The 21,615-nt window shown below is 61.6% G+C and carries 21 protein-coding genes, 1 tRNA gene and 1 other RNA gene; 7 read left to right on the top strand and 16 right to left on the bottom strand.

Annotated features, from left to right (window positions below; translation table 11 throughout):
* Positions 1-27 precede the first annotated feature (27 nt).
* Positions 28-474, top strand: coding sequence for a YqaA family protein (locus BG455_RS14455; protein WP_071470930.1), 447 nt, complete (start codon positions 28-30; stop codon positions 472-474).
* A 12-nt stretch (positions 475-486) separates the two neighbouring features.
* On the opposite strand, the gene BG455_RS14450 is transcribed toward BG455_RS14455, so the two are convergent.
* The 7 genes from BG455_RS14450 to BG455_RS14420 all read right to left on the bottom strand — a co-directional run bounded on the left by BG455_RS14450 (position 487) and on the right by BG455_RS14420 (position 8,488).
* Positions 487-1,098, bottom strand: a complete 612-nt coding sequence (locus BG455_RS14450; RefSeq protein WP_071470712.1) for a hypothetical protein — start codon at positions 1,096-1,098, stop codon at positions 487-489.
* 176 nt (positions 1,099-1,274) lie between these two features.
* The gene (locus BG455_RS14445; RefSeq protein WP_071470711.1) at positions 1,275-3,305 is read right to left on the bottom strand and encodes a TRAP transporter permease; all 2,031 of its coding nucleotides are present in this window, start codon (positions 3,303-3,305) and stop codon (positions 1,275-1,277) included.
* A gap of 13 nt (positions 3,306-3,318) precedes the next feature.
* Positions 3,319-3,792, bottom strand: a complete 474-nt coding sequence (locus BG455_RS14440) for a DUF1850 domain-containing protein (protein ID WP_071470710.1) — start codon at positions 3,790-3,792, stop codon at positions 3,319-3,321.
* Entirely contained in the window at positions 3,789-4,772 is a 984-nt protein-coding gene (locus tag BG455_RS14435) for a TAXI family TRAP transporter solute-binding subunit (RefSeq protein ID WP_084386507.1), read from the bottom strand. The genes BG455_RS14440 and BG455_RS14435 overlap by 4 nt, the downstream gene beginning before the upstream one ends.
* Positions 4,773-4,969: 197 nt before the next feature.
* Entirely contained in the window at positions 4,970-5,608 is a 639-nt protein-coding gene (locus tag BG455_RS14430) for an ATP-binding cassette domain-containing protein (RefSeq protein ID WP_071470709.1), read from the bottom strand.
* Positions 5,605-7,224 (bottom strand): ABC transporter permease, encoded by a 1,620-nt coding sequence (locus BG455_RS14425; RefSeq protein WP_245735569.1) that lies wholly within the window; start codon positions 7,222-7,224, stop codon positions 5,605-5,607. Before BG455_RS14425 ends, BG455_RS14430 begins: the two co-directional genes overlap by 4 nt.
* A 52-nt stretch (positions 7,225-7,276) precedes the next feature.
* Positions 7,277-8,488 (bottom strand): ABC transporter substrate-binding protein, encoded by a 1,212-nt coding sequence (locus BG455_RS14420; RefSeq protein WP_071470707.1) that lies wholly within the window; start codon positions 8,486-8,488, stop codon positions 7,277-7,279.
* 239 nt (positions 8,489-8,727) lie between these two features.
* Between BG455_RS14420 and ffs the strand changes: the two genes are divergently transcribed.
* An RNA gene (gene ffs, locus BG455_RS14415) (signal recognition particle sRNA small type) lies at positions 8,728-8,826 on the top strand.
* An 18-nt stretch (positions 8,827-8,844) separates the two neighbouring features.
* Here ffs and BG455_RS14410 read toward each other — a convergent pair.
* Together BG455_RS14410 and BG455_RS14405 are read right to left on the bottom strand one after the other, a co-directional pair.
* Positions 8,845-9,249: a c-type cytochrome gene (locus BG455_RS14410; protein WP_071470706.1), complete on the bottom strand. Its 405-nt coding sequence runs from the start codon at positions 9,247-9,249 to the stop codon at positions 8,845-8,847.
* Between the two features lie 85 nt (positions 9,250-9,334).
* A complete protein-coding gene (locus tag BG455_RS14405) occupies positions 9,335-10,150 on the bottom strand; it encodes an ABC transporter permease (RefSeq protein WP_071470928.1) in 816 nt (271 codons plus the stop codon).
* A 166-nt stretch (positions 10,151-10,316) separates the two neighbouring features.
* Here BG455_RS14405 and BG455_RS14400 point away from each other — a divergent pair, with 166 nt between their 5' ends.
* Positions 10,317-10,994 (top strand): GcrA family cell cycle regulator, encoded by a 678-nt coding sequence (locus BG455_RS14400; protein ID WP_071470705.1) that lies wholly within the window; start codon positions 10,317-10,319, stop codon positions 10,992-10,994.
* A gap of 121 nt (positions 10,995-11,115) precedes the next feature.
* Here the strand turns inward: BG455_RS14400 and BG455_RS14395 are convergent, their stop codons facing one another.
* The 5 genes from BG455_RS14395 to BG455_RS14375 form a co-directional block, all read right to left on the bottom strand.
* Positions 11,116-11,502, bottom strand: coding sequence for a hypothetical protein (locus BG455_RS14395; RefSeq protein ID WP_071470704.1), 387 nt, complete (start codon positions 11,500-11,502; stop codon positions 11,116-11,118).
* Between the two features lie 47 nt (positions 11,503-11,549).
* Complete coding sequence (gene recN, locus BG455_RS14390; RefSeq protein WP_071470703.1) at positions 11,550-13,211, bottom strand: DNA repair protein RecN; 1,662 nt, start codon at positions 13,209-13,211, stop codon at positions 11,550-11,552.
* 39 nt (positions 13,212-13,250) lie between these two features.
* Positions 13,251-14,093: an outer membrane protein assembly factor BamD gene (locus BG455_RS14385; RefSeq protein ID WP_071470702.1), complete on the bottom strand. Its 843-nt coding sequence runs from the start codon at positions 14,091-14,093 to the stop codon at positions 13,251-13,253.
* A 111-nt stretch (positions 14,094-14,204) separates the two neighbouring features.
* On the bottom strand, positions 14,205-15,125 hold the full coding sequence (gene lpxC, locus BG455_RS14380; protein ID WP_071470701.1) for a UDP-3-O-acyl-N-acetylglucosamine deacetylase: 921 nt from the start codon (positions 15,123-15,125) through the stop codon (positions 14,205-14,207).
* Between the two features lie 198 nt (positions 15,126-15,323).
* Positions 15,324-15,533: a DUF6324 family protein gene (locus BG455_RS14375; protein ID WP_071470700.1), complete on the bottom strand. Its 210-nt coding sequence runs from the start codon at positions 15,531-15,533 to the stop codon at positions 15,324-15,326.
* 115 nt (positions 15,534-15,648) lie between these two features.
* Here BG455_RS14375 and BG455_RS14370 point away from each other — a divergent pair.
* From BG455_RS14370 to dacB, 3 genes are all read left to right on the top strand, one after another.
* A tRNA-His gene (locus BG455_RS14370) sits at positions 15,649-15,725 on the top strand.
* 105 nt (positions 15,726-15,830) lie between these two features.
* Entirely contained in the window at positions 15,831-16,475 is a 645-nt protein-coding gene (locus tag BG455_RS14365; protein WP_071470699.1) for a nicotinate-nucleotide adenylyltransferase, read from the top strand.
* Positions 16,476-16,608: 133 nt separating this feature from the next.
* Positions 16,609-18,090 carry a D-alanyl-D-alanine carboxypeptidase/D-alanyl-D-alanine endopeptidase gene (dacB, locus tag BG455_RS14360; RefSeq protein WP_084386505.1) on the top strand — a complete coding sequence of 494 codons (1,482 nt, stop codon included), beginning with the start codon at positions 16,609-16,611 and terminating at the stop codon, positions 18,088-18,090.
* 45 nt (positions 18,091-18,135) lie between these two features.
* On the opposite strand, the gene accC is transcribed toward dacB, so the two are convergent.
* Both accC and accB read right to left on the bottom strand, forming a co-directional pair.
* Complete coding sequence (accC, locus tag BG455_RS14355) at positions 18,136-19,485, bottom strand: acetyl-CoA carboxylase biotin carboxylase subunit (RefSeq protein WP_071470926.1); 1,350 nt, start codon at positions 19,483-19,485, stop codon at positions 18,136-18,138.
* Between the two features lie 10 nt (positions 19,486-19,495).
* Positions 19,496-19,978: an acetyl-CoA carboxylase biotin carboxyl carrier protein gene (gene accB, locus BG455_RS14350; protein ID WP_071470698.1), complete on the bottom strand. Its 483-nt coding sequence runs from the start codon at positions 19,976-19,978 to the stop codon at positions 19,496-19,498.
* A gap of 195 nt (positions 19,979-20,173) precedes the next feature.
* Here accB and BG455_RS14345 point away from each other — a divergent pair, with 195 nt between their 5' ends.
* Entirely contained in the window at positions 20,174-21,514 is a 1,341-nt protein-coding gene (locus tag BG455_RS14345) for a helix-turn-helix domain-containing protein (protein ID WP_071470697.1), read from the top strand.
* The last annotated feature ends 101 nt before the right edge of the window (positions 21,515-21,615 follow it).

The following is a 21,615-nucleotide window of genomic DNA, read 5'->3' as shown; positions in this document are numbered from 1 at the left end:
TCCAGCGCCTATTTCCGAAGGCCCAAAATGCTGACCCTGACCGCGCTTGTCACCTTGTTTGCCGCGGCCTTTCTGGCGGCGACCATCATCCCGTTCCAGTCCGAAGCGGTCTTTGTGGCCTTACAGCTTGGCAATGTCTCGGGTTTGGTCATGCTGGTTGTGATTGCCAGTCTGGGCAACACTTTGGGGGCATTCGTGAATTATGCCATTGGCATGCGGGTGGAAACCTACCGCGACAGGCGCTGGTTCCCGATGCGCCCAGACCAGCTTGAACGCACACAGGGCTGGTTTCGCCGCTATGGCGTGTGGTCGCTGCTGCTAAGCTGGGCGCCGGTGCTGGGCTGGTTCACATTGGTTGCAGGCATCATGCGCACGCCCTTGTGGCAATTCGCCTTGCTTGTCGCCATTGCCAAAACCGGACGCTATGCCGTTTTGGCATGGATTACCGCGCGCGCGATGGCGCTTGCGGCCTAGCTGCGCGCGCGCTCAATCATCGCTGCATAGGTATACCGCACCGCCGATCACAACCACACTGGCCGCCGCACCCGCCAGCACCGCAGGTGCGCTGGCAGCCGCACCGACGGAAGAGAGAAGACCGCTTAGCGCGCCCGCATTGCCTGACAGGATCATCGCGCCCGAACTGTGTGTCACAGCGGAAATGGTCGAGGAGAGCAGGCCGGGGCGGGTGCCCTCTTCGGCACGCTGGCCCATGCCCATCAGCGCGATTGCCTCCTGTTTGGTGGTGTTTACCAATGCGCAGGTTTTCGAGGGTTCCACACAGCGGCCAAAACTGTCGCGCCGCCCCTGCGCGGGCAGGGAATGGCTTTTGGTCTTCGGGTCATAATTGGCGCAAAAGACCTCGCGCTCGGATGCCGACAAATCTGGCATCAGATAGGTGATGACCACAGCGCCGGGGCATTGGTGCCCGCGCCGCAGGAACCTTTCGCGGAGTGAGGAAAATGTCGGGTCATCGGTGTTGTAAAAAATGGTGACAGCTTCGCCGTCAATCTTCGTTTCGCATTGGGTTGGGGCCGCATGCAGGGCGCTGGTGCTGACAAGCGTCAGTGCTGCCGCAAGAATAATGGGTCCGATCCGCATAGGGTGCGCGCCTCATAAGCCTGTTTCGCCGGGGTCTTGCCCGGTCTTGGGTTGTTTTTCCTTGCAACGGGGGCGTGACTTTGCGCACCCCCATCCACCAGTATCAGATCGGGCCGATCTGGGGGATGTGTCAAGATAGGGGCAGATGACATATTCGGCATTCACCCGCGCGCGGCCTAGGCCACAAGGCTGCGCCTTGCGCGCGCCCAGTTCCACCCCAGCAGCGCCAGCAACACCGCCGCCCCTGCCAGTTCAACCGCAAGCGAGGGGTGGAACACCGCAATCACCGCAGGCACCATCGCCAGCCGCGAGACAGGGTCGATCCATGTGAACAGATACCCCTCAATCGCGGCGGCAAAGGCCACCAGCGCAATGATGATAATCGCGCCCGTCAGCAGCACATACCACAGCTCTCCGCCCATGATGATAACAGGATTGAACACCATGAAAGCGGGGATCAGATACAGGCCCTTGGCGAATTTCCAAGCCTGCATGCTGGTCTCCATGGGTTTCGCGCCCGCCACTGCAGCGCCCGCGAACCCTGCCAGCGCCACAGGGGGGGTTACATTGCTGTCTTGCGAATACCAGAACACCACCAGATGCGCGATCAGCAGCGGGATGCCGAATTCATTATGCAGCGCAGGCCCCACCAGAACGATCAGCACGATATAACTGGCCGTGACCGGCAGCCCCAGCCCAAGGATCAGCGAGGCCAGCAGCACCAGCCCCAGCGCGATCACGATATTCCCGCCCGAAAGCGAGATCATCATGGACGAGAATTTCAGCCCCAACCCTGTCAGCCCCACCACGCCCACGATGATGCCCGCCACTGCGCAGGCAATCGACACGGCCACCGCGTTGCGCGCGCCCAGTTCAAGCGATTCGTAGATCATCCGCAGCCCGCGCAGGATTGATGCCTGCACGCGCGCGCCGGTCATTGGCCCGTCAGCCCAGATTGCCCATGCCCCCCTCAGGCCCGCAACCCCGATGACCGACAGAATCGCCCAGAACCCCACCCGCATGGGCGAGATATTGTTGACCAGCAGCCACACCAGCAGCACCAGCGGCACGATGAACTGCCAGCCCGCTTTCAGCACCTGCCGCACGATGGGCAATTCCGATGGCGACATCCCCTTCATGCCCTGTTTCATCGCCACGATATGCACGAACAGATAGACAGTCCCCAGATACAGAATGGCCGGAAAGATCGAGACGATGACAATCTCGATATACGGCACCCGCGTGTATTCCGAGATCAGGAAAGCGCCCGCGCCCATCAGGGGCGGGGTGATCTGCCCGCCGGTCGAGGCGGCAGCCTCGATCCCGCCGGCCTGTTTGGGCTTGTAGCCCAGCCGCTTCATCAGCGGGATGGTGAAGGCGCCGGTCGTCACCACATTGGCAATGGCAGATCCTGAAATCGACCCCATCCCCGCCGAGGCAATCACAGCCGCTTTCGCAGGCCCGCCCGGTTTGCGCCCTGTGGCGGCAAAGGCCAGATCGATGAAGAATTTGCCAGCACCCGTTTTCTCCAGAAATGCGCCGAACAGCACGAACATGAAAACGAAGGTCGCGGCCACACCCAGCGGCAGGCCGAATATGCCTTCCTGCCCAAGGTATAGCTGGCCCACCAGCCGGTCCACACTTGCGCCGCGATGCGACAGCACGCCCGGCATCCATTCGCCAAGGCCGGGCAGGGCACCGCGCGGGCCTGCCAGCGCATAAATGATGGCAATCGCCCCGATGACCGTCAGCCCCAGCCCCACCGCGCGGCGGCTGGCTTCCAGCACTGCGATAATGCAGATGATACCCACTGTAATATCGGTCGATGTCCACCAACCTGCGCGGGCGATAATGTCATCCAGATACCAGATGATGTAAAACCCGCTGAGGAAGGCCGCCGTCAGAAAGCCCGCATCTATGATCCAGCCAAGTGCGCCGCGTCTGCGGGTCTGGCCGAAGACAGGAAAGATCAGAAATGCCAGAAACAGCACGAAGCCCAGATGCGCCGTGCGCTGGTAAAACAGCCCCAAGGGCTTGATCCCCGCCGTATACAGCTGGAACAGCGACAGCGCGATGGCGACCGCCGTAATCAGCCACAGCACCGGCTTTGGCTGGAACGCATCCGCCGAGCGCAGATTTGCCGGAATGGTGCCACCTTCAAGCTGATCGGGCGCAGAGAGGGTTGTCGGATCGGCTTGTGATGTCATTGGGACCGGCCTGTCAGTTGGGACGTGTCAGAATAAGTGTTAGCGCAGTTTGCAGCGGCAGGGCGATGGTTTTTTCGCCCGCCACCAGCCTGTGCCCGACCGCGCCAGAGCCTGTGCGCAGCGCAAGGCGGTTGTCCGGCAAGGCCTCATTGATATCCATGATCCAATAGCCGCCTTGCGGCGCGGGTGTCAGCGTGCCACGCCCCTCAACCTCGCCCAGACCGGCTGCAAAATCATGCAGATAGCTGCGCGTCAGCGTCAAGCGGTCCATGCGGTTCTCGAAACAGTCGGCCACTTTGCCACCCGTCACGGAATGCGCCCAATGCAGGCAAATCTCGTGGCCCTCGGGCATGGGAAAGGCGGCAATCACCCCCCCGTCACGCCCCTGCGCCTGTAACGCAGGGCCAGCAAGCGCAGGGCCAGCAAGCGCAGGAGCAGACAGAAACAGGGCGGCCAAAGCCAGCCGCCCCGCAGATCTGCCCGTCACGGACGCTGATGGTCTTGTGGCGTTGCACCCATTTCTTCCAGATAGCGCAGCGCGCCGGGGTGGAAGGGGATCGGCGTTGCGTCGATGCTGAACTCGATTGTCGTGTCATTGGCGGCGGGGTGAATCGCGATCAATTCCGCAACATTTTCAAACATCGCCTTGGTGATGTTATAGGCCAGTTCCTCGTCCATATCGGCATGGACGATCAGCACATTCGGGGTCGAGATTGTCAGAACAGACTCGCCCATGCCGTCATACATGCCTGCGCGCAAGGTGTAGGGCGCGAAGGTGGGTTCAACTTCCGTTGCTGCTGCGATCTGGTCGGTTGTCAAGGCGACCACGCTGATAGAACGGGTTGTGGCAAGGTTCATGATCGAGCTGGTGGGCGGACCCACACTCCAGAAACCTGCATCGATATCGCCATCGCGCAGCGCATCGGCGGTTTCGTTGAAGTTCAGGCGCTGTGGCTCGAAATCGTCATAGGTGATGCCATTGGCGGCCAGCAGCGTTTGCGCGCTGACTTCGGTGCCAGACCCGGGCGCACCCACTGACACGCGCTTGCCGCGCAGGTCTTCGATGCTGGAAATGCCGCTATCTGCCAAAGTGACGATCTGCACCGCATTGGGGTAGATCGACGCAAGCGCGCGCAATTCGCTGACCTGACGCCCCTCGAACGGTTCTTGCCCGTGGAAGGCGGCATAGACAGTATCGGCCAGCGCCAGCGCGATATCCGAATCAAAGCGCGAGACCAGCGCGACATTCTCGACCGATGCGCCTGTCACTTCGGCACTGGCAGAGGCGCCCTCGACATGGTTGTTGATCACCTCGGCCAAGCCGCCGCCATACGGGAAGTAGACGCCGCCTGTCCCGCCAGTGGCGATTGACAATTCCTGCGCCTGAGCGGCCTGACCCATGCCAAAGGCAAGCGCCGCAGCAGGGACCACAAGCGCGCGCAGTCCGTTTACAAAACAGTTGTTCATTTTTTCCTCCATTGTCGGACAAGTCTCCGATACGTCCCAATTCTCCTCTCGAGACGCCCCATGATAGACACAGATTTTAATGTCTGAAACAAGTTTTCGTTCAGTTTTGTTAATCTTTTTTATGGGTTCGGGGGTTTTAGTAAATATCTTGACAAGTGCTTGGTCCGGCAAAAGCAGTTGCAAAAAATGCCGCTGTTTCAAACCTCAAGCGCGGTGCCCGTCACGCCCAGCACGCGCCCGCCAGCCGCGCGCGCATCCTCGCGGTCATGGGTGACAAGGATCACCGGCAACCCGCGCGTGCGGGCGGCAGAGAAGACAAATTCGCGCATCTGTACCCGCAGATCAGCATCAAGCTTGGCGAAGGGTTCATCCAGCAAAAGCGCGCGTGGCGCGGATAAAAGCGTGCGCATAAGCCCCACGCGGGCGCGCTGCCCGCCTGAAAGTGTGGCAGGGTCGCGCGGCCCCATCCCGTCCAATCCTGCCTCGACCAGCGCCTGCGCGATTGCCGCGTCGCGGTTCGGGGCGGCTTTGGGCAGGCCAAAGCCCAGATTGCCCGCAACACTCAGATGCGGAAACAGAATGTCATCCTGAAACAAAATGCCCAGTTTGCGCGCGTGGGTGGGCAGGTGGGTAATTTCGCGCCCTTCCAGAAACACCTTGCCGGTGGCGGTGAAGGCAGGGGGCAGCGCACCGATCAGCGCGGCAAGAAGGGTGGATTTGCCACAGCCCGATGGCCCCATGATGGTCAGAACCTCGCCCGCGGCAACGTCGAGATTCAGCGCGACCATGACCGCGCCCTGATGCGAGATTCTCAATGTGTCAAGGCGCAGGCTCATGCGATCTGCATGCCGCGACGGTTGCGGAAAAGCAAGGCAGGCACAGCAAGACACAGCGCAAAGACAGCCATTGGCAGCGCCATTTGCACCACCGCCCAGACCCCGATCAACCGCCTGTTGCCAGATGATGCCAGCGCCACCGCCTCGGTTGTGACTGTGCTGACGCGGCCTGCCCCGATTAAAAGCGTTGGCAGATATTGCGCCACCGATGTGGCAAAACCCACTGCCGCTGCGATAAGGATGGCGCGGCCGAGCATTGGCAGGCGCACGGCCCATAGTACGCGGGCAGGGCGCGCCCCAAGGCTAGCCGCCGCAAGCCCCGCGCGCGCATCCCATGCCCGCCACGGATCGGCCAGCGACAGGTAAACATAGGGCAACACAAATACCAGATGCACGGCCATCACCGCCAGCCGCGTGCCATCCGCGCCCAGCACCAGAGCGAATGTTGCAAGCCCCGGCAGAAAGGCGATCTGCGGCACGATCAGCGGCAGATAGATCAGGCCAATGCCGGAGATGCGGGCCGTGTTTTGGGCCTGTAGGGCGGCAATGCTCAGGCAAAGTGCTATGAAGGTTGCGCCAAGCGCGATGATGCCCGTCTCGGCCGCGATGCGGCGCAGGTTGTCGGATTGTCCGCCCCAGTTGCGCAGGGTCCAGATATCGGGCAGCAGCGCCGGAAAGCGCCACAACCCCGCAAATGACCAGACCAGCAACCCTGCCAGCCCCAGACCGACCGCCAGCCCTATGCCAAGCGCGCCCATAGCCCCCAGCGGGCGCAGGGCGGTGTCAAGGGCCACACCGCGCCCGCCTGATGCTGCCCAAGCCACGCCCCGGCGCGCAACAAGCACCTCTGCCAGCCGCCAAAGGGCAAGCGCGCCCATCACCAGCGCCAGTTGCAGCAGCGCGCCCGCCGCCGCCTGAAAGCGTAAGCCAAGGTCGGGATGGGTCATCCAGTCAAGGATCTGCACGGCCAAAGTGGGCGGGCGCGTTGGCCCAAGGATAAGGGCCACATCGACCACCGACATGGAATAGGCCAGTACGGCATAGACCGGCAGGCGGATTTGGGCATAAACGCGCGGGGCCACAGCCTTTAGCCAGCCCGTCACGCGCCCATACCCCAGCGCGCGCGCAACCATCTGGCTGCGCAGGCTGTCGGCTTGGGGCAGGGCGGCCAGCGTCATCAGCAGCAAAAACGGCACTTCCTTGACAACCAGCCCCGCCACCAGCGCCAGCCCCCAAGGGTCATTGACGATCAGCAGGTCGGGGGGGCGGTCCCACCCTGTTGCCCAAGGTGACAGGCCCCGCGCAACCCAGCCGGACGGCGCGATCAGAAAGGCCAGCCCGAAGGCTGCCGCCGCATGGGGCAGGGATAGCAGCGGGGCCAGCGCGCGGGTGATCCATGTGAAAGACCGCGTGCCCTGCCATGCCGCCACGATCAGCAGCGTCAGCCCAAGCGAGATGCATGTTGCAAGCAGCCCGCTGAACACAGACAGCCATATCGCGCCCGAAAGCCCCGGCCATGCCAGCAGGGCGCGCCATGGCGCAAGCGTGACCTCTGTGCCGCCCAAAGCGGGCATATAGCCAAAGGCCGGACCGATCACGCCTGCAAGCCCTGCCATAACCGGCAGGGCAAGACAGGCAAGTGCTGCCCATAGCCCCAGTCGCGCCAAGTTACTGGCCCGTGCCGTAGCGCGCGGCCCAGTCTTCGGCAATAAGCGTCATCCATGTGGGGTGCGGTTCTTGCAGGCCGGTGCCCATCTGGTCGGGGGCCAGGGTTGCCACGCCCAGTTCCAGCGCATCGAAGCGCGCGCGTGCGTCATCTTCCAGCAGGTGCAGGCCCAGAACGGTTTGAAAGCCCAGAATGGCAGGGTCTTGGGCGCGGGCCTGAATTTCGGGGTCAAGGATCAGGTTTGCCAGCACCAGCGCGCCTTCGGTATTGGCGGCGTTATAGGGGATCGACAGGTAAGAGGAATTGGCCAGCGTGCCTTCCTCGAACACGAAGGTGCGCACTGTATCCTGCAATTCACCATCGGCAATCGCAGCAGAGGCGCGACCGGGGTTGAACGCAAAGGCGATGTCGATCTCTCCATCCGCCAGCAATTGCCCAAGTGCGGGTTCATTGGCCGGATAGGCGCGGCCCTGTCGCCACAGGTTCGGCGTGATCTCATCGAGGAATGCCCAAAGGGGCGCGGTGACTGCGTCGTAATCTACCTGATCCGCCGAATCCAGCAACACGGACGGATCTTCCAGCACCCCATAAAGTGCCTGTTTCAGAAAACTGGTGCCCAGAAAATCGGGCGGTTGCGGGTAGGTGAAGCGCCCCGGATTGTCTGCGATCCATGCGCGCAAGGCGTCAAGCGTGCGCGGCGGCTGTGGCAGGGTGGCGCTGTCATATTCAAACACCATCTGGAACATGGCCCAAGGGCTGCCATAGCCTTCGACCGGCAGCGTAAAATCGACCAGCACGGCGGGGTTTGCCTGTGTGTCAACCAAGGGCCAGTTGGGCAGCGCTTGCGCAAAGGGGCCGAATAACAGGCCCTGTTCTTTCATCGAGGCGAAATTCGCGCCATTGATCCAGATGACATCGACCGCGCCGCCGGTGTCGCGCCCGGCCTGCCGCTCTGATATCACGCGCGTCACAGCATCGGCAGTGTCGGCCAGCCGCACATGTTCCAGCGCCACCCCATAGCGCGTCTGCAAATCCGCCCCGACCGAGGCGATGAAGGCATTGATCCGCGGATCACCCCCCCATGCATGCCAATACACAGTCTGCCCGCGCGCAGCCTCCAACACGCTGTCCCAGTCAGTGGGGTCAGGTGTCTGTGCCGATAGGGGCGAGAAAGCCAGCAGCGCACAGGCTGTCGTCAAAAGGTGTTTACGCATTCGTGGGGTTTCCTGTCGTTGAGTGTCTTAAAACTTATCTCGCAAAGGTTAGTGTGTCTGCAACACAGCGCACGCATGATGGCACGACGCAAAACTAGCGCGCAAACCGCGTTTGTCCCGCCCATGCGCTGGGGCGTTCTGCCCCCAGAGCTGTCCGCATGGAAAAAACCGCGCGGATCATGCGCTGATCTGAACCCTCGCCGCTTGCAAAGCCGGTTTGAACCCCTTAGATGCACGCGTGAGAGGCTGGCGCGGGCAGACGCCTTGCCAACCCGGTCAGGTCCGGAAGGAAGCAGCCGCAGCATTTTCCGTCTGGGTCGATGTCCAGTCTCTCACTTTTCCCATAGTATTTCAGGTCAGTTCGACAGGCCGCGCAAATAGGCGAACAGGTCGCGCGCATTGCTGCGCAACTGCACATGCATGCCGCTTTCGGCCTGCGGGTTGCCTGTTGCGGATTGCAGGAACTGGTCGGGATTTGCCAGATAGGCGACAAAATCATCCTCGGTCCAGCGCTTGCCTGCTGCGCCTGCCGCCCTCAGATCGTTGGAATAAAAGCGATAGGCCGAATCACCTGCCAATGGCCGGTTGGCAATGCCATACAGGTTTGGCCCGCTGCGCCCACCGCGCGCCAGTTCCGTGCCATCAGGTGCAACGACCGCGTGGCAGGTGCGACAGTCGCGCCATAGCGCATCATTCGCCGCAACAGATGACGCGAAACCCAAGCTGAAAGCACAGGCCAGTAAGAAAGAGGAAGTATTCATGCGCAGCGCCCTGTAATCTTTGACAATACTCTATCAGGTCCAGTGGCATACACAACGCGGTGCCGCTCACGAGTTCGGCAGGTGGTTAGGGTTTCAGCCGGTAGCCTGTGCGCAGCCAGTGCCAGCACACCGCGCCGATGGCTGTGGTTGCGCCTGCGACCACGCACAAGCCCAGCAGGGGCGACGCGTCCGATGCGCCGATCATGCCATAGCGCGCGCCGTCGATCAGGTAGAAGACAGGGTTAAAGCGGCTCATCACCTCTAGCGTCGGGGGCAGGGTGGCGATGGAATAGAAGGTGCCCGACAGAAAGGACAGCGGCACAACAATGAAATTGGTGATCGCTGCAATCTGGTCAAACTTGTTCGAGATGATGCCCGCCGCAATGCCCAGCACCCCCAGAAACGCCGCACCCAGCGTCAGAAACAGCAAAAGCCATACAGGATGCGTGACAGGCTGGCCCAGAAGCAGCCACAGCGCCAGTGTGATGACCGCGCCCACCATCAGCCCGCGCGCCACACCGCCCGCCAGATAGCCCAGAAGCAGCTCTGTGGGGGACAGGGGCGGCATAAGCGTGTCCACAATATTGCCTTGCACCTTTGAAATCACGATGGAGGAGGAGGTGTTGGCAAAGCTGTTCTGAATGACGGTCATCATCAGGATGCCGGGTGCCAGAAACACGATGAAGGGCACGCCCAGCACTTCGCCGCGCGCGGGGCCGATGGCCAGCGAGAAGACCGCCAGAAAAAGCCCCGCTGTCACCAAAGGTGCAGCAAGTGTTTGGGTCCAGACCACCAGAAAGCGCTGCACCTCGCGGTTGGCGAGTGCGCCAAGCCCCAACCAGTTGACCCGCCCAAAGCGGCGCGCGCCCATTGGAAAGTTCTGTGCTGCATCATCAGCCATGCCGGTCCCCCGTTGAATGGTATAAAAAGGCAGGGAATGTTTTTCCTGCCCTTGAGCGATTGTATTTAGCGCCGTTGCCATGTATTTCATCCACTCGCCCGATACTATGGGCAAGTTATATGCCAAGGGATGCCCTGCGCCCCTTCCGCCGGTCGGAGAACCAAAGATGTCCTGGACAGATGAACGCGTCGAACTGCTGAAGAAAATGTGGAATGAGGGGCATTCGGCCTCTCAGATCGCAAAAGAGTTGGGCGGTGTGACGCGCAATGCCGTGATTGGCAAGGTCCATCGCCTTGGACTGTCCAACCGCAACGCCCCCGAACCCGAGGTGAAAGCCGACCCCAAGCCAGAGGTCGCGCCAGAACCGAAGGTGAGTGTGGAGCCAGTCGCAGCGGCACCCGCAGCGCCAAAAGCCGCGCCCAAAGCGCCAGAGCCGAAACCTGTGGTTGAAAACCCTGTGGTCGATCTGGCCCAAGCCAAGGCCGAACGCGCCGCAGCCGCCAGCGTGGCCGAGCCGGCAGAGCCAGAGGAAGAAGAAGACGATGCGCCGGAGGTCTATACCCCGCGCGCCATCATTCCTGCCGGACAGCCTTTGCCGCCGCAGCCTTCGGCCAACGAGATTGACCCCGAAGCCCTGGCCACTGTGCGCGAAGTCGAGAAGACAGCGCGCAAACTGACGCTGCTGGAACTGACCGAGCGGACCTGCAAATGGCCGATTGGTGACCCGGCGACCGAAGATTTCTGGTTCTGTGGCCTGCCGGTCAAGCCCGGCAAACCCTATTGCGAGGCGCATGTCTCGGTCGCGTTCCAGCCCATGAGTTCGCGCAGGGATCGCAAGCGCTAAGGCCATTTGCGGGAAAGTTAAGCCATTCCCGCGTTGCTTGAAAGCACAACGCAATAGGTGCGCGGCAAGACCATATGACAGGTTGAAAGGCCCAAGGCTGTGACAGCCTTGGGCCTTTTCTTCAGATCAGCATGATCCGCGCCAGACCTGTGCTGCTGGCATAATTGCACCGCACTTCAATTTCGGACCCGTTGCGGCGCACGCGCAGCATGACATCGCGCGAGGGCGCGCCATCTGCGCCGGTGGCGCTGCTGGACCCGACCACGCCCACAACATCCAGATTTCGTTCGCGCCCTGCACCCATGCAGGCCTGTTCCGCCGCCGACGCGGAGACGCCCGCTGACATGTCTGCGGGGGCTGTCCCGACAACGGGCGCGCTGGGCGCGACCGAGGCTGGCCGTGGGGATGACGGGGCCATCATCGGGTTCAGCGTGCAACCGGAAAGTGCAAGGGCGGCAAACAGACAGCTTGCGCGCCCAATGCCGGGGCTTTTCAAGTTCAAATGCATGTGATTTCTCCGTCCTGTCGCGCCAAAAGCGGCCCTGTTGCGGAACGCTACAGGACCGGACGCGCGCCCAGCAATTCCTGCGCCGCTGCGCGCGCTGTGTCGGTGATCGTATCACCCGACAGCATTCTTGCAATCTCTTCGATCCGGTCTTCGGCGGAAAGTGGCACAACGCGCGACACGGTCATGTCATGGATGATGCGTTTCTCGACGCGCCAATGATGCTGGCCAAGGGCCGCAACCTGCGGCGAATGGGTCACAACCAGCACTTGCGCGCCAGAGGCCAGTGCCCGCAAACGCCTGCCCACGGCATCGGCCGTGGCCCCGCCCACACCACGGTCGATTTCGTCAAATATCATTGTGACGCCGGTTGTCCCGCGTGTCAGGCAGACTTTCAGCGCCAAAAGAAAGCGCGACAATTCCCCCCCCGATGCAATCCGTGACAAGGGGCCAGAGGGCGCGCCGGGATTGGTGGCCACCTCGAAGCTGACCATGTCCCGACCATCGGGGCCAGCATCGCCTTGAATGATTGCGGTGCGAAACACCGCGCGTTCCATTTTAAGGGGCGCAAGTTCCTGCGCCATGGCGGCATCCAGCTTGGTGGCGGCCTGTATCCGAATGGCGGTCAGCGTTTCTGCGGCGGCGTCATACGCGGTTTGGGCCTGTTGCATGGCGCGGGCCAGTTCCGCAATCTGGCGCGCGCCATTGTCCAGACGGGCCAGCCGCGCAGACAGGCTTTCGGCCAGGGTTGCCAGATCATCTGGCAGGCAGGCATGTTTGCGCGCCAGCCCGCGCAGGGCAAACAGACGGTCTTCGACCGCTTCCAACTCTCCGGGGTAGATATTCAGCGCTTCGACGCAGGCCTCGACACCTTGCTGCGCCTCGCCCAAGGCATCGAGTGCGCGCGCAAGCGCTTCAAGCGGGGCATCTGCCTGCCCTTCCAGCCCGTCAGAGGCCCCCTCCAGCCAGCGCATGGCGTCCACCAGCAGGCGTTCTGCCCCTTCGTCGGACAGGGCCGTATGCGCGCGCGCGATATCGGCGCGCAGCCTTTCGGCGGCTTGCATGCGCCGCCGCCGCGTGTCCAGCGTGGCTTCTTCGCCCGGCTCTGGGGCCAGTGCATCCAGTTCTGCTACGGAATGGCGCAAGAAATCTTCCTCGGCGGCCATTTCCTGCAAGCGTGTGGTTTCTTCCGCATGGGCCTTGGTGGCGTGGCGCAAGCCCCGCCATGCCGCGCGGCATGCGGAAAGCGCGGTTTCCGAGGATGCAAACGCATCCAGCAGGGTGCGGTGTTCGCGCGGGTTCAAAAGGCCCTTGTCATCTTGCTGGCCATGCAGTTCCACCAGCGTATCGGACAATGCGCGCAACACCTCGCCCGAGGCGCGGCGGTCATTGACCCATGCTGTCTTGCGCCCGTCGCGGCTGTTGACGCGGCGCAAAAGCAAAGTGTCGGTGCGTTCAAATCCGGCTTCGGCCAGAATATCCTGTGCGGCGTGATCGGGCGACAGGGCAAATTCGGCCACCACTTCGCCTTGATCTGCCCCTTGGCGCACCAGATCGGCGCGCCCGCGCCAGCCCAGCACAAAGCCCAGCGAATCCAGCAGGATGGACTTGCCTGCACCCGTTTCGCCTGTCAGCACATTCAGGCCGGGCTGGAACCGAAGTTCCAGCCGGTCAATGATCAGCACATCTCGGATATCGAGCGACAAGAGCATCTGTTTGCTCAGCCCTTTGCATAAGAATGTTGCGAGGTGTCAGATCCAGTCGCCACGCACAGCCTGCCGGTAAATCGATCGCAACCATCCTTCGCCCCGCGCTTCAGGTTGCAGCCCCTGTCCGCCCAGCAGGCGGAAGCTGTCCTGATAGAAAGGGTTTGCCTCGAAATTATAGCCAAGGATGGCGGCGGCAGTCTGCGCCTCATCCCGCAGCCCGAGCGAGAGGTATGATTCCACCAACCTGTGCAACGCTTCGGGCGTGTGGGTCGATGTCTGGAAATCCTCGACCACAACGCGGAACCTGTTGACGGCGGCGTTAAAATTGCCACGCCGCAGGTAATAGCGCCCGATTTCCATTTCCTTGGCAGCCAGATGGTCAAAGGCCAATTCGAATTTCAGGATGGCGGACCGCGTGTAATCGGTATCTGGATATTGTTCAATCAGGCGGCGCAGGTGTTGCAACGCCTGAAAGGTCAGGCCCTGATCGCGCCCAACCTCGTCGATCTGGTCATAGAAGGACAGCGCCAGCAGATAGGCGGCATAGGGCGCGTCTTCGTCTGTGGGGTAAGTGTCGAGGAAGCGCTGCGCCGCGGCGCGGCTTTCTTCATATTCGCGGGCGCGGTGATGCGCATAGGCTTGCATGATCAGCGCGCGGCGTGACCATTCGGTATAGGGGTATAGCCGCTCTATTTCCTGAAAATACCGCAGCGATGACGCGCTGCGCCGCGAGGTTTCCAACTCATACTCGCCGCGCTGGAATATCTCTTCCGCCGAGAAAGCGTCAAGCGACTCGTCCGGGCCGGTGTTGCGATTGCAGGCCGACAAAGCCGCCACAACCATGACGACAGCCCCTAGATTTCGGATTCCAGAGTTCGAAATCATCTCCCGCCACCCCACTGCATTTCTGATACTCGACTTCTGTTATCACAGAAAAAACGGTGGCGCAAAACGCCTTTTTCGGGTTGGCCCTGCATTAAAGCATGGGGCGCGGGGTTACGCCGTCAGGCGCAATTCATGCGCAGGCAAGCCAAGCCCCGGCAAAGTCGCGCAGACTGTGCTGTCACAGGTGACGAATTCATAATTGGCCGCATCTGCAAACAGCGCTTGCAGCACGCGCCCGGTCAGCGCATGGCCTGCGCGCACACCTTCATAGCGGCCGATTATTGGGTATCCGGCGACATAAAGATCACCCATGGCATCCAGAATCTTGTGGCGCACTGGCTCATCCGGGCGCCGCAACCCGCCGGGGCTAAGGATTTCACCCTCATGGAAGACCACAGCATTCTCCAGACTGCCGCCGAGGGCAAGCCCGTGGCTTTGCATGGTTTCCACATCCTTGCGCATGCAAAATGTGCGACAATTGCTCAACTCGCGCAGGAAGGTGCCGTTATGCATATTCAGGTGTTTGCGCTGATAGCCGATGGCGGGATCGGCGAAATCGATCTGGAAATCAATTTCCAGCTGGTCCGAGGGCAGCAGCCGCGCGGATGCGCCGTTGTTTTCAACACTGACCGGCCGCAGTACCCGCAGCACCTGCAAGGGCGCGTGCAACTGTTTGATGCCCGCATCCAGTATAAGCCGTACAAAGGGGTCCGAGCTGCCGTCAAGAATGGGCACTTCTGGCCCGTCAATTTCGATAATCGCGTTATGAATGCCGCAGCCATGCAGGGCGGCCAACAAATGCTCAACCGTGCTGACACGCACGCCATGGCGGTTTTCAAGCACTGTGCACAGGTTGGCTTCGACCCAGTTTTCGGGGCTGACCTTGATCACCTGTTGGCGCTTGGGGTAATCGATACGGTGGAACTGCAAGCCAGAATGTGCCGCTGCCGGACGCAAACGCAAGCGCACAGGCATGCCACTATGCAGCCCTGTGCCAATGATCTGTCTGTCTGACCGTATTGTATTTTGCATAACCTGAACCCGCTCTTACCGTTTATTTTTATATTCAATAAACTAAAGGTAATGGGCAAAGGGGGCAATTCACAGATTGTGACCTATTGTAACATCGCAATCTGCGCGCCGCAGCAGGGGCGAGATGGCCGCAAAGACCGGCCATATCTTCTTCAAATCAAAGGCTTGGGTGCGCGGGCTAAAATGCGTGCGTGCATCTTAGCGCTTTTTGCCTTTTGCGCCTTCGGCCATTTTGCGTGCGGCTTGCGCTGCGCCGCGCAATTCTTCCGCGATCTCTTCGGCCTCTTCCGGGTCGAAATCCAGCGGCAGATCGACGCCTTCACCGGCAACATATATCCGCACCATACCTTCGGTGGTTGGGCCGATCTGAAGATTTGCCGAAATATCGCTTTCGGAATTGATGCCCATGGCGTGTTTTCCTTGTGTGTTGAGGGATGTTTCTGTGCGATACGTCTTTGGAAGGTGATAATCAAGCATCCGCCCCCTTGCATTCATCCGCTGCGGCAGCTAAATCGCGCTCAGTGCCGCCTTAGCTCAGTTGGTTAGAGCGCTGGATTGTGGATCCAGAGGTCCCCCGTTCAAGCCGGGGAGGCGGTACCACCTTCTCCACCCCCCAATGCAGCCGCCAATCCCGCGCTTGTCAGCGCGCGCGCGCAGCCGTATCTGGCAACTGTGCTGCCATAGACAGGGAAAGGTTTGTGCGTCATGCCTGTGCTGCCCCGCCATGATCTGCCATTCGCGCCTCTTGGGGCGTCTGTCGGCCTGTTCGGCGGGTCGTTCGATCCCGCGCATGAGGGGCATGTGCATGTCACGCGCCATGCGCTGAAGCGCTTGCAGCTGGACCAGCTGTGGTGGCTTGTCTCGCCGGGAAACCCGCTGAAACAGGCCGGACCGGCCCCGCTGGGCGCGCGCGTGGCGCGCGCGCGCGCGCTGATGCGCCACCCGCATGTCCAAATCACCCCGATCGAGGCGCAGCTTGGCACGCGCTACACTGCCGACACCCTGCGCGCGCTGATGCATCATTATCCGGGGCGGCGCTTTGTCTGGATCATGGGCGCGGATAATCTGGCGGGTTTTCACCGCTGGGATAACTGGCGCTGGATCATGGAAAGCCTGCCGATTGCTGTTGTGGCGCGTCCGGGCCAGCAACGTGGCGCGCTGTCCTCGGTTGCTGCGCGCCGCTATGCGCAGGCGCGCATCGCCGCGCGCTCTGCACCCGTGTTGCAGGCGGCACCGGCACCGGCATGGTGCTTTCTGACAATTCCGCTGCGCAACATCTCTTCCACCCATTTGCGCGCCCAAGGCGTCTGGCAGGGTGCAGATGCAAGTGCACCCCCCACGGAATTATGAGCAGGGATTGCGGCGAAACGCTTGCTTGAGCGATAAAAATTTCTTTAGATGCCAGAAGCTGGGGAAGTTCAATCGTGCAATATATCAAACAGTTTTTTCGCGGCGCATCGCCACAATCACTCCGGTGCCAGATATGGTGACGCAAACCCTGTTGCAGCGGCGCAGATGCCTGAACCTGTTGATGGGGGGCGCGGCGATGCTGGCGATGCCCGCTTGCGCCAATGCACCCGAACGCTCGATTCGCCCTGTGGTGAAGCCCGCACCGCCCGTCGAGGGGATCATTGCCCGTTCTGCGCTGGGTGGTGAACTGGCCTTTGCGGTGATTGACATGCGATCTGGCAATCTGCTGGAAGGGCAGGGCGCGAACACTGCCTTGCCGCCGGCCAGCGTGGCGAAAGCGATGACCGCGCTTTATGCGCTGGAGGCATTGGGCGCGGGCTATCAGTTCCGCACGCGGCTGGTTGCGACCGGACCTGTGAACGACGGCGTCTTGCGCGGTGATCTGGTGCTGGCAGGCGGGGGTGATCCGACACTGGAAACCGATATGCTGGCCGCCATGGCCGCGGAACTGGTGCGCGGGGGCGTGCGGCAGGTGACAGGGCGCTTCCTTGTCTGGGGGGGCGCGTTGCCCTTTGTCGAGGCGATTGCCGATGACCAGTCGGTGCAGGCGGGTTACAACCCGTCAGTTTCGGGGCTGAACCTGAATTACAACCGCGTACATTTTGAGTGGCGCCGCGCAGGGTCTGATTACACGGTATCGATGGATGCACGCTCAAACCGGCACCGGCCTGATGTGCGCATGGCGCAGATGCAGATCGCCAACCGCGCCAGCCCGCTTTACACCTACCGCCGCACCGCCACGCAGGATCAATGGAGCGTTGCGCGCAGCGCGCTGGGCAATACCGGTTCGCGCTGGTTGCCAGTGCGCCACCCCGAACTTTATGCAGGCGAGGTGTTTCGCACGCTGGCAGGCGCGCAGGGGCTGGCCCTGTCTGCGCCGGAACTGGCACGCGCCACGCCTGCAGGGCGCGATCTGGTGACGCATCGCTCGCAACCGCTGCAAGAGATGCTGCGCGATGTGCTGCGATTCTCGACCAATATCAGCGCCGAGGCGGTGGGCATGACCGCCAGTGCCGCGCGCAATGGCAGGCCTGCCAGTCTGGCGGCATCTGCGGCGCAGATGTCGGATTGGGCGCGCAGCCGCTATGGCATGTCCAGCGCGCGCATGGTGGATCATTCCGGCCTTGGGGCTGCATCGCGCGTGTCGATGACGGATCTGGCCAATATGTTCCGGCTTGCCGGGCAAGACGGTACATTGCGCGCGATTTTGCGCGAACACCCCTTCCGCGACAGCAGCGGCAACCTGCGCCCCCGCACCGATATGGATGTGCGCGCCAAAACCGGCACGTTGTATTTTGTGTCGGCACTTGGGGGGTATCTGCGTGCACCGGGGGGGCGTGATCTGGCATTTGCCATCTGCTCGGCCGATCTGGCGCGGCGCGCGCGGGTGGCAGGCGGGCAGGTGGACCGCCCCGAAGGAACCGCCGCTTGGGCGCAACAGGCCCGTCAGATGAAGCAGGACTTGCTGTTCCGCTGGGCGCAGGCGCATTCGTGACAAGGGTTTGGCGGCAGATTGACTGCCGCCAAACCCATCCCTGCATCAGGGGGTGAGGGTCTGCGCCAAGAAGGATTCCAGCCAGTGAATGTCGTAAGTGCCATTCTGCACATCGGGTTCGGCCAACAGCGCGCGGAATAGCGGCACCGAGGAATCCACCCCGTCGATGATCAATTCGCCCAAGGCACGGTTCAGCCGCGCCAGCGCCTCTGGCCGGTCGCGGCCATGCACGATCAGCTTGGCGATCAGGCTGTCGTAATAGGGCGGGATCGTATAGCCGGAATACAGCGCGGAATCCATCCGCACCCCCAGCCCGCCGGGCGCGTGATATGTCGCAACGCGGCCAGGGCATGGCGTGAAATTCGGCAGCTTCTCCGCATTGATGCGCACCTCAATCGCGTGGCCATTCAGGTGCAGATCATCTTGAGTAAACGACAGCGGCAGGTGCGAGGCCACGCGAATTTGTTCGCGCACCAGATCTACGCCGAAAATGGCCTCGGTCACAGGGTGTTCAACCTGCAAGCGGGTGTTCATTTCGATGAAATAGAACTCGCCATTCTCATACAGGAATTCGATTGTGCCCGCGCCCCTGTAGCCGATCTTGGCGACAGCATCTGCACAGGTCTTGCCGATGCGCGCGCGCAATTCGGGCGTGATCGAGGGGCCGGGCGCTTCTTCCAGAACCTTCTGGTGGCGGCGTTGCAAGGAACAGTCGCGCTCGCCCAGATGGACGGCATTGCCCTTGCCATCGCCAAAGACCTGAACCTCGATATGGCGCGGGGTGCTGAGGTATTTCTCGATATAGACTTCATCATTGCCAAAGGCGGCTTTGCCTTCGGCGCGCGCGGTGCGAAAGGCGGTTTCCAGTTCTGCCGCGCTGCGCGCCAGTTTCATCCCGCGCCCGCCGCCGCCTGCGGTGGCTTTGATGATGACCGGATAGCCGATCTGTTCAGCCACGGTTTTTGCGGTTTCATAATCCGGCACGCCACCATCCGACCCCGGCACGCAGGGCACGCCCAAGGCTTTCATCGTGTCTTTCGCGGTGATCTTGTCACCCATCATGCGGATATGTTCGGCAGAGGGGCCGATAAAGGTGATCCCGTGATCTTCGACAACCTGCACAAAGGCCGCGTTTTCCGACAGGAACCCATATCCGGGGTGAATCGCATCCGCGCCCGAAATCTCGCAGGCCGAGATGATGGAGGGCACATGCAGATAGCTTTGGTTCGAGGGGGGCGGACCGATGCAGATGGCCTCATCCGCCATGCGCACATGCATGGCGTCTGAATCGGCTGTCGAATGCACAGCGACAGAGGCCACGCCCATCTCGCGGCAGGCGCGGATGACCCGCAGGGCGATCTCTCCGCGATTGGCTATCAGGATCTTGTTCAACATCATCTGCGCCTTATTCGATGATCATCAAGGGCGCGCCAAATTCCACGGGGCTGCCATCGCTGATAAGAATGCGTTTGACAGTGCCTGCGCGCGGGGCGGGGATGTGGTTCATGGTTTTCATCGCTTCGATGATCATCAGCGTATCACCTTCGGACACTTGCGCGCCGATGCTGACGAAATTCGCAGCGCCCGGCTCTGCGGCCAGATAGGCCGTGCCAACCATGGGCGAGGTTACGGCGCCGGGGTGCTGGGCGGGGTCTGCGGGTGTGTCTGATGGGGCGGCGGCGGGTGCGCTGGGGGCGGCCGCTGCGACAGGGGCGGGCGCATATTGAATCTGCGCTGGCTGCGCGCTGATTTTGGACACTTTGACATTCAGGCTGTCATTTTCGCCATAGTCGCGCTTTACGCTGACTTCTGAGAGGTCATTCTCATTGAGAAGTTCCGCAAGGGCTTTGATAAAGGCAACATCGGCGTCATTGCGGCTCTGCGTCATCGGAATCCTCGAGTGTTGGGCATATCAGTGCAAGGCGCGGTCGCGCCGCGCAGGTCGTGGGCCTTATACTTGAGGGTGTTCCCCCTGTGAAGCCGCCTTTTTCGTGATCGGTCCGTGGAATGTGTCAATTCATGAAAATAACGCTTCCCTCGATTGTCAATTTTCGTAAATTGGCGGCTGAGAGGGGCCTTTACATTGCCACGCACCGCTTTGACAGGAACACGCATTCGGGCGCGCCGCAATTTGCGGGGGTTGCGTCAGGCAGAGCTTGCGCGCGTGGTTGGCGTGTCGCCTTCGTATCTGAACCTGATAGAGCATAACCGCCGCAAAGTTGGGCCGGACCTGCTAAGCGCGCTGGCGCAGGCGCTGGGCGTGTCATCTGATGCGTTGGTGGAAGATACGGATGCGCGCTTGGTCGAGGGGGCGCGCGCGGCGGCGCTGCGCTGCGATTCCGAGCTGGTCGAGCTGGAGCGGATTGACGAATTCACAGGCCGGTTTCCGGGCTGGTCCAAGGTGCTGGCCGAAACGCAGGCACGGGTTGAACGGCTGGAACGTGTGGTCGAGCAGTTGAACGACCGCATGACCCATGACCCCTATCTGGGCGAGGCGCTGCACGAGATCATATCTGCCGTCACCTCGGTGCAGTCCACTGCCAGCATTCTCAACGATTCGGGCGTGATCGAGCCGGATTGGCAGGCGCGGTTTCACCAGAATATACTTCAGGACAGTGCGCGGCTGGCCGAAGGGGCGGTGGCGCTGGTCAATTATCTGGATGCAGGCAAGACCGATGAAACCGGCCTTGCCGCCCCGCAAGAAGAAGTAGAGGCATGGCTGGCCACGCTTGAATTCCATCTGCCCCAGTTGGAACGCGCAGATGCGGATGCGCAATCTATGGTTCAGGGGCAGGTTGACCTGTCCTCGGACGCGTCGCGCGCATTGGCGCGGCAATGGATCGCGCGCTTCCACTCTGACGCGCGGGCCTTGCCTTTGCCAGAGCTGTTGGTGGCCCTGTCGGACCACGGCTTTGCCCCCGACGCTTTGGCGCGGCATTTCAATGTGCGCTTCGATCAGGTCTTGCGGCGTCTGGCCATGCTGCCCCCCCATGCTTTGGCCGAACTGGGCCTGCCTGCGCCGGGGCTGGTGATTTGTGACAATTCCGGCACGCTGATGTTTCGCCGCGGGATTGAGGGATTTGCTTTGCCGCGTTTTGGCGGCGGTTGCCCGCTATGGCCGCTGTATCAGGCCTTGCAGCGCCCGCACCAGCCTTTGCGCCAGTCGCTGGTCACTGCCGGACGAATGGCGCGGTCTTTCGTGGCCTATGCCTTTGCCACAACCGAAGTGGTGTTGGGATATGACAAACCAAGTGTCTTGCAGGCCAGCATGCTGATTATTCCTGCGGATAGCGTCGCAGAAGACGAGGTGACAGAGCCGGTGATCGTCGGGTCAAGCTGCCGGACCTGCGCGCAACTGGACTGCGCCGCGCGGCGAGAGCCATCGATATTGATGACGGCATCCGAATCCGGCGGCGAATTTTGACACTGGCGCGGGATGCGGCGTAAAAGTAACGGCAAGACGGTGGGAGCAAGGGGCCGTCTTGCACAGGTGATCTGGGCGGGCATACGCGGCTGCACCCTGAT

It is taken from the genome of Roseinatronobacter thiooxidans (genome assembly GCF_001870675.1).
GTDB classification, from domain to species: Bacteria; Pseudomonadota; Alphaproteobacteria; order Rhodobacterales; family Rhodobacteraceae; genus Roseinatronobacter; species Roseinatronobacter thiooxidans.
Note: the sequence above shows the minus strand (reverse complement) of the source record. Positions and strands in the feature narration are given on the sequence as shown.

What these genes read in the sequence shown, in the direction of transcription:
- BG455_RS14455 (WP_071470930.1), top strand. Translation starts at nt 28, where the DNA reads ATGCTGACCCTGACCGCGCTTGTCACCTTGTTTGCCGCGGCCTTTCTG.
- BG455_RS14450 (WP_071470712.1), bottom strand. Translation starts at nt 1,098, where the DNA reads ATGCGGATCGGACCCATTATTCTTGCGGCAGCACTGACGCTTGTCAGC.
- BG455_RS14445 (WP_071470711.1), bottom strand. Translation starts at nt 3,305, where the DNA reads ATGACATCACAAGCCGATCCGACAACCCTCTCTGCGCCCGATCAGCTT.
- BG455_RS14435 (WP_084386507.1), bottom strand. Translation starts at nt 4,772, where the DNA reads ATGAACAACTGTTTTGTAAACGGACTGCGCGCGCTTGTGGTCCCTGCT.
- BG455_RS14430 (WP_071470709.1), bottom strand. Translation starts at nt 5,608, where the DNA reads ATGAGCCTGCGCCTTGACACATTGAGAATCTCGCATCAGGGCGCGGTC.
- BG455_RS14425 (WP_245735569.1), bottom strand. Translation starts at nt 7,224, where the DNA reads ATGGCAGGGCTTGCAGGCGTGATCGGTCCGGCCTTTGGCTATATGCCC.
- BG455_RS14420 (WP_071470707.1), bottom strand. Translation starts at nt 8,488, where the DNA reads ATGCGTAAACACCTTTTGACGACAGCCTGTGCGCTGCTGGCTTTCTCG.
- BG455_RS14410 (WP_071470706.1), bottom strand. Translation starts at nt 9,249, where the DNA reads ATGAATACTTCCTCTTTCTTACTGGCCTGTGCTTTCAGCTTGGGTTTC.
- BG455_RS14405 (WP_071470928.1), bottom strand. Translation starts at nt 10,150, where the DNA reads ATGGCTGATGATGCAGCACAGAACTTTCCAATGGGCGCGCGCCGCTTT.
- BG455_RS14400 (WP_071470705.1), top strand. Translation starts at nt 10,317, where the DNA reads ATGTCCTGGACAGATGAACGCGTCGAACTGCTGAAGAAAATGTGGAAT.
- BG455_RS14395 (WP_071470704.1), bottom strand. Translation starts at nt 11,502, where the DNA reads ATGCATTTGAACTTGAAAAGCCCCGGCATTGGGCGCGCAAGCTGTCTG.
- recN (WP_071470703.1), bottom strand. Translation starts at nt 13,211, where the DNA reads ATGCTCTTGTCGCTCGATATCCGAGATGTGCTGATCATTGACCGGCTG.
- BG455_RS14385 (WP_071470702.1), bottom strand. Translation starts at nt 14,093, where the DNA reads ATGATTTCGAACTCTGGAATCCGAAATCTAGGGGCTGTCGTCATGGTT.
- lpxC (WP_071470701.1), bottom strand. Translation starts at nt 15,125, where the DNA reads ATGCAAAATACAATACGGTCAGACAGACAGATCATTGGCACAGGGCTG.
- BG455_RS14375 (WP_071470700.1), bottom strand. Translation starts at nt 15,533, where the DNA reads ATGGGCATCAATTCCGAAAGCGATATTTCGGCAAATCTTCAGATCGGC.
- BG455_RS14365 (WP_071470699.1), top strand. Translation starts at nt 15,831, where the DNA reads ATGCCTGTGCTGCCCCGCCATGATCTGCCATTCGCGCCTCTTGGGGCG.
- dacB (WP_084386505.1), top strand. Translation starts at nt 16,609, where the DNA reads ATGGTGACGCAAACCCTGTTGCAGCGGCGCAGATGCCTGAACCTGTTG.
- accC (WP_071470926.1), bottom strand. Translation starts at nt 19,485, where the DNA reads ATGTTGAACAAGATCCTGATAGCCAATCGCGGAGAGATCGCCCTGCGG.
- accB (WP_071470698.1), bottom strand. Translation starts at nt 19,978, where the DNA reads ATGACGCAGAGCCGCAATGACGCCGATGTTGCCTTTATCAAAGCCCTT.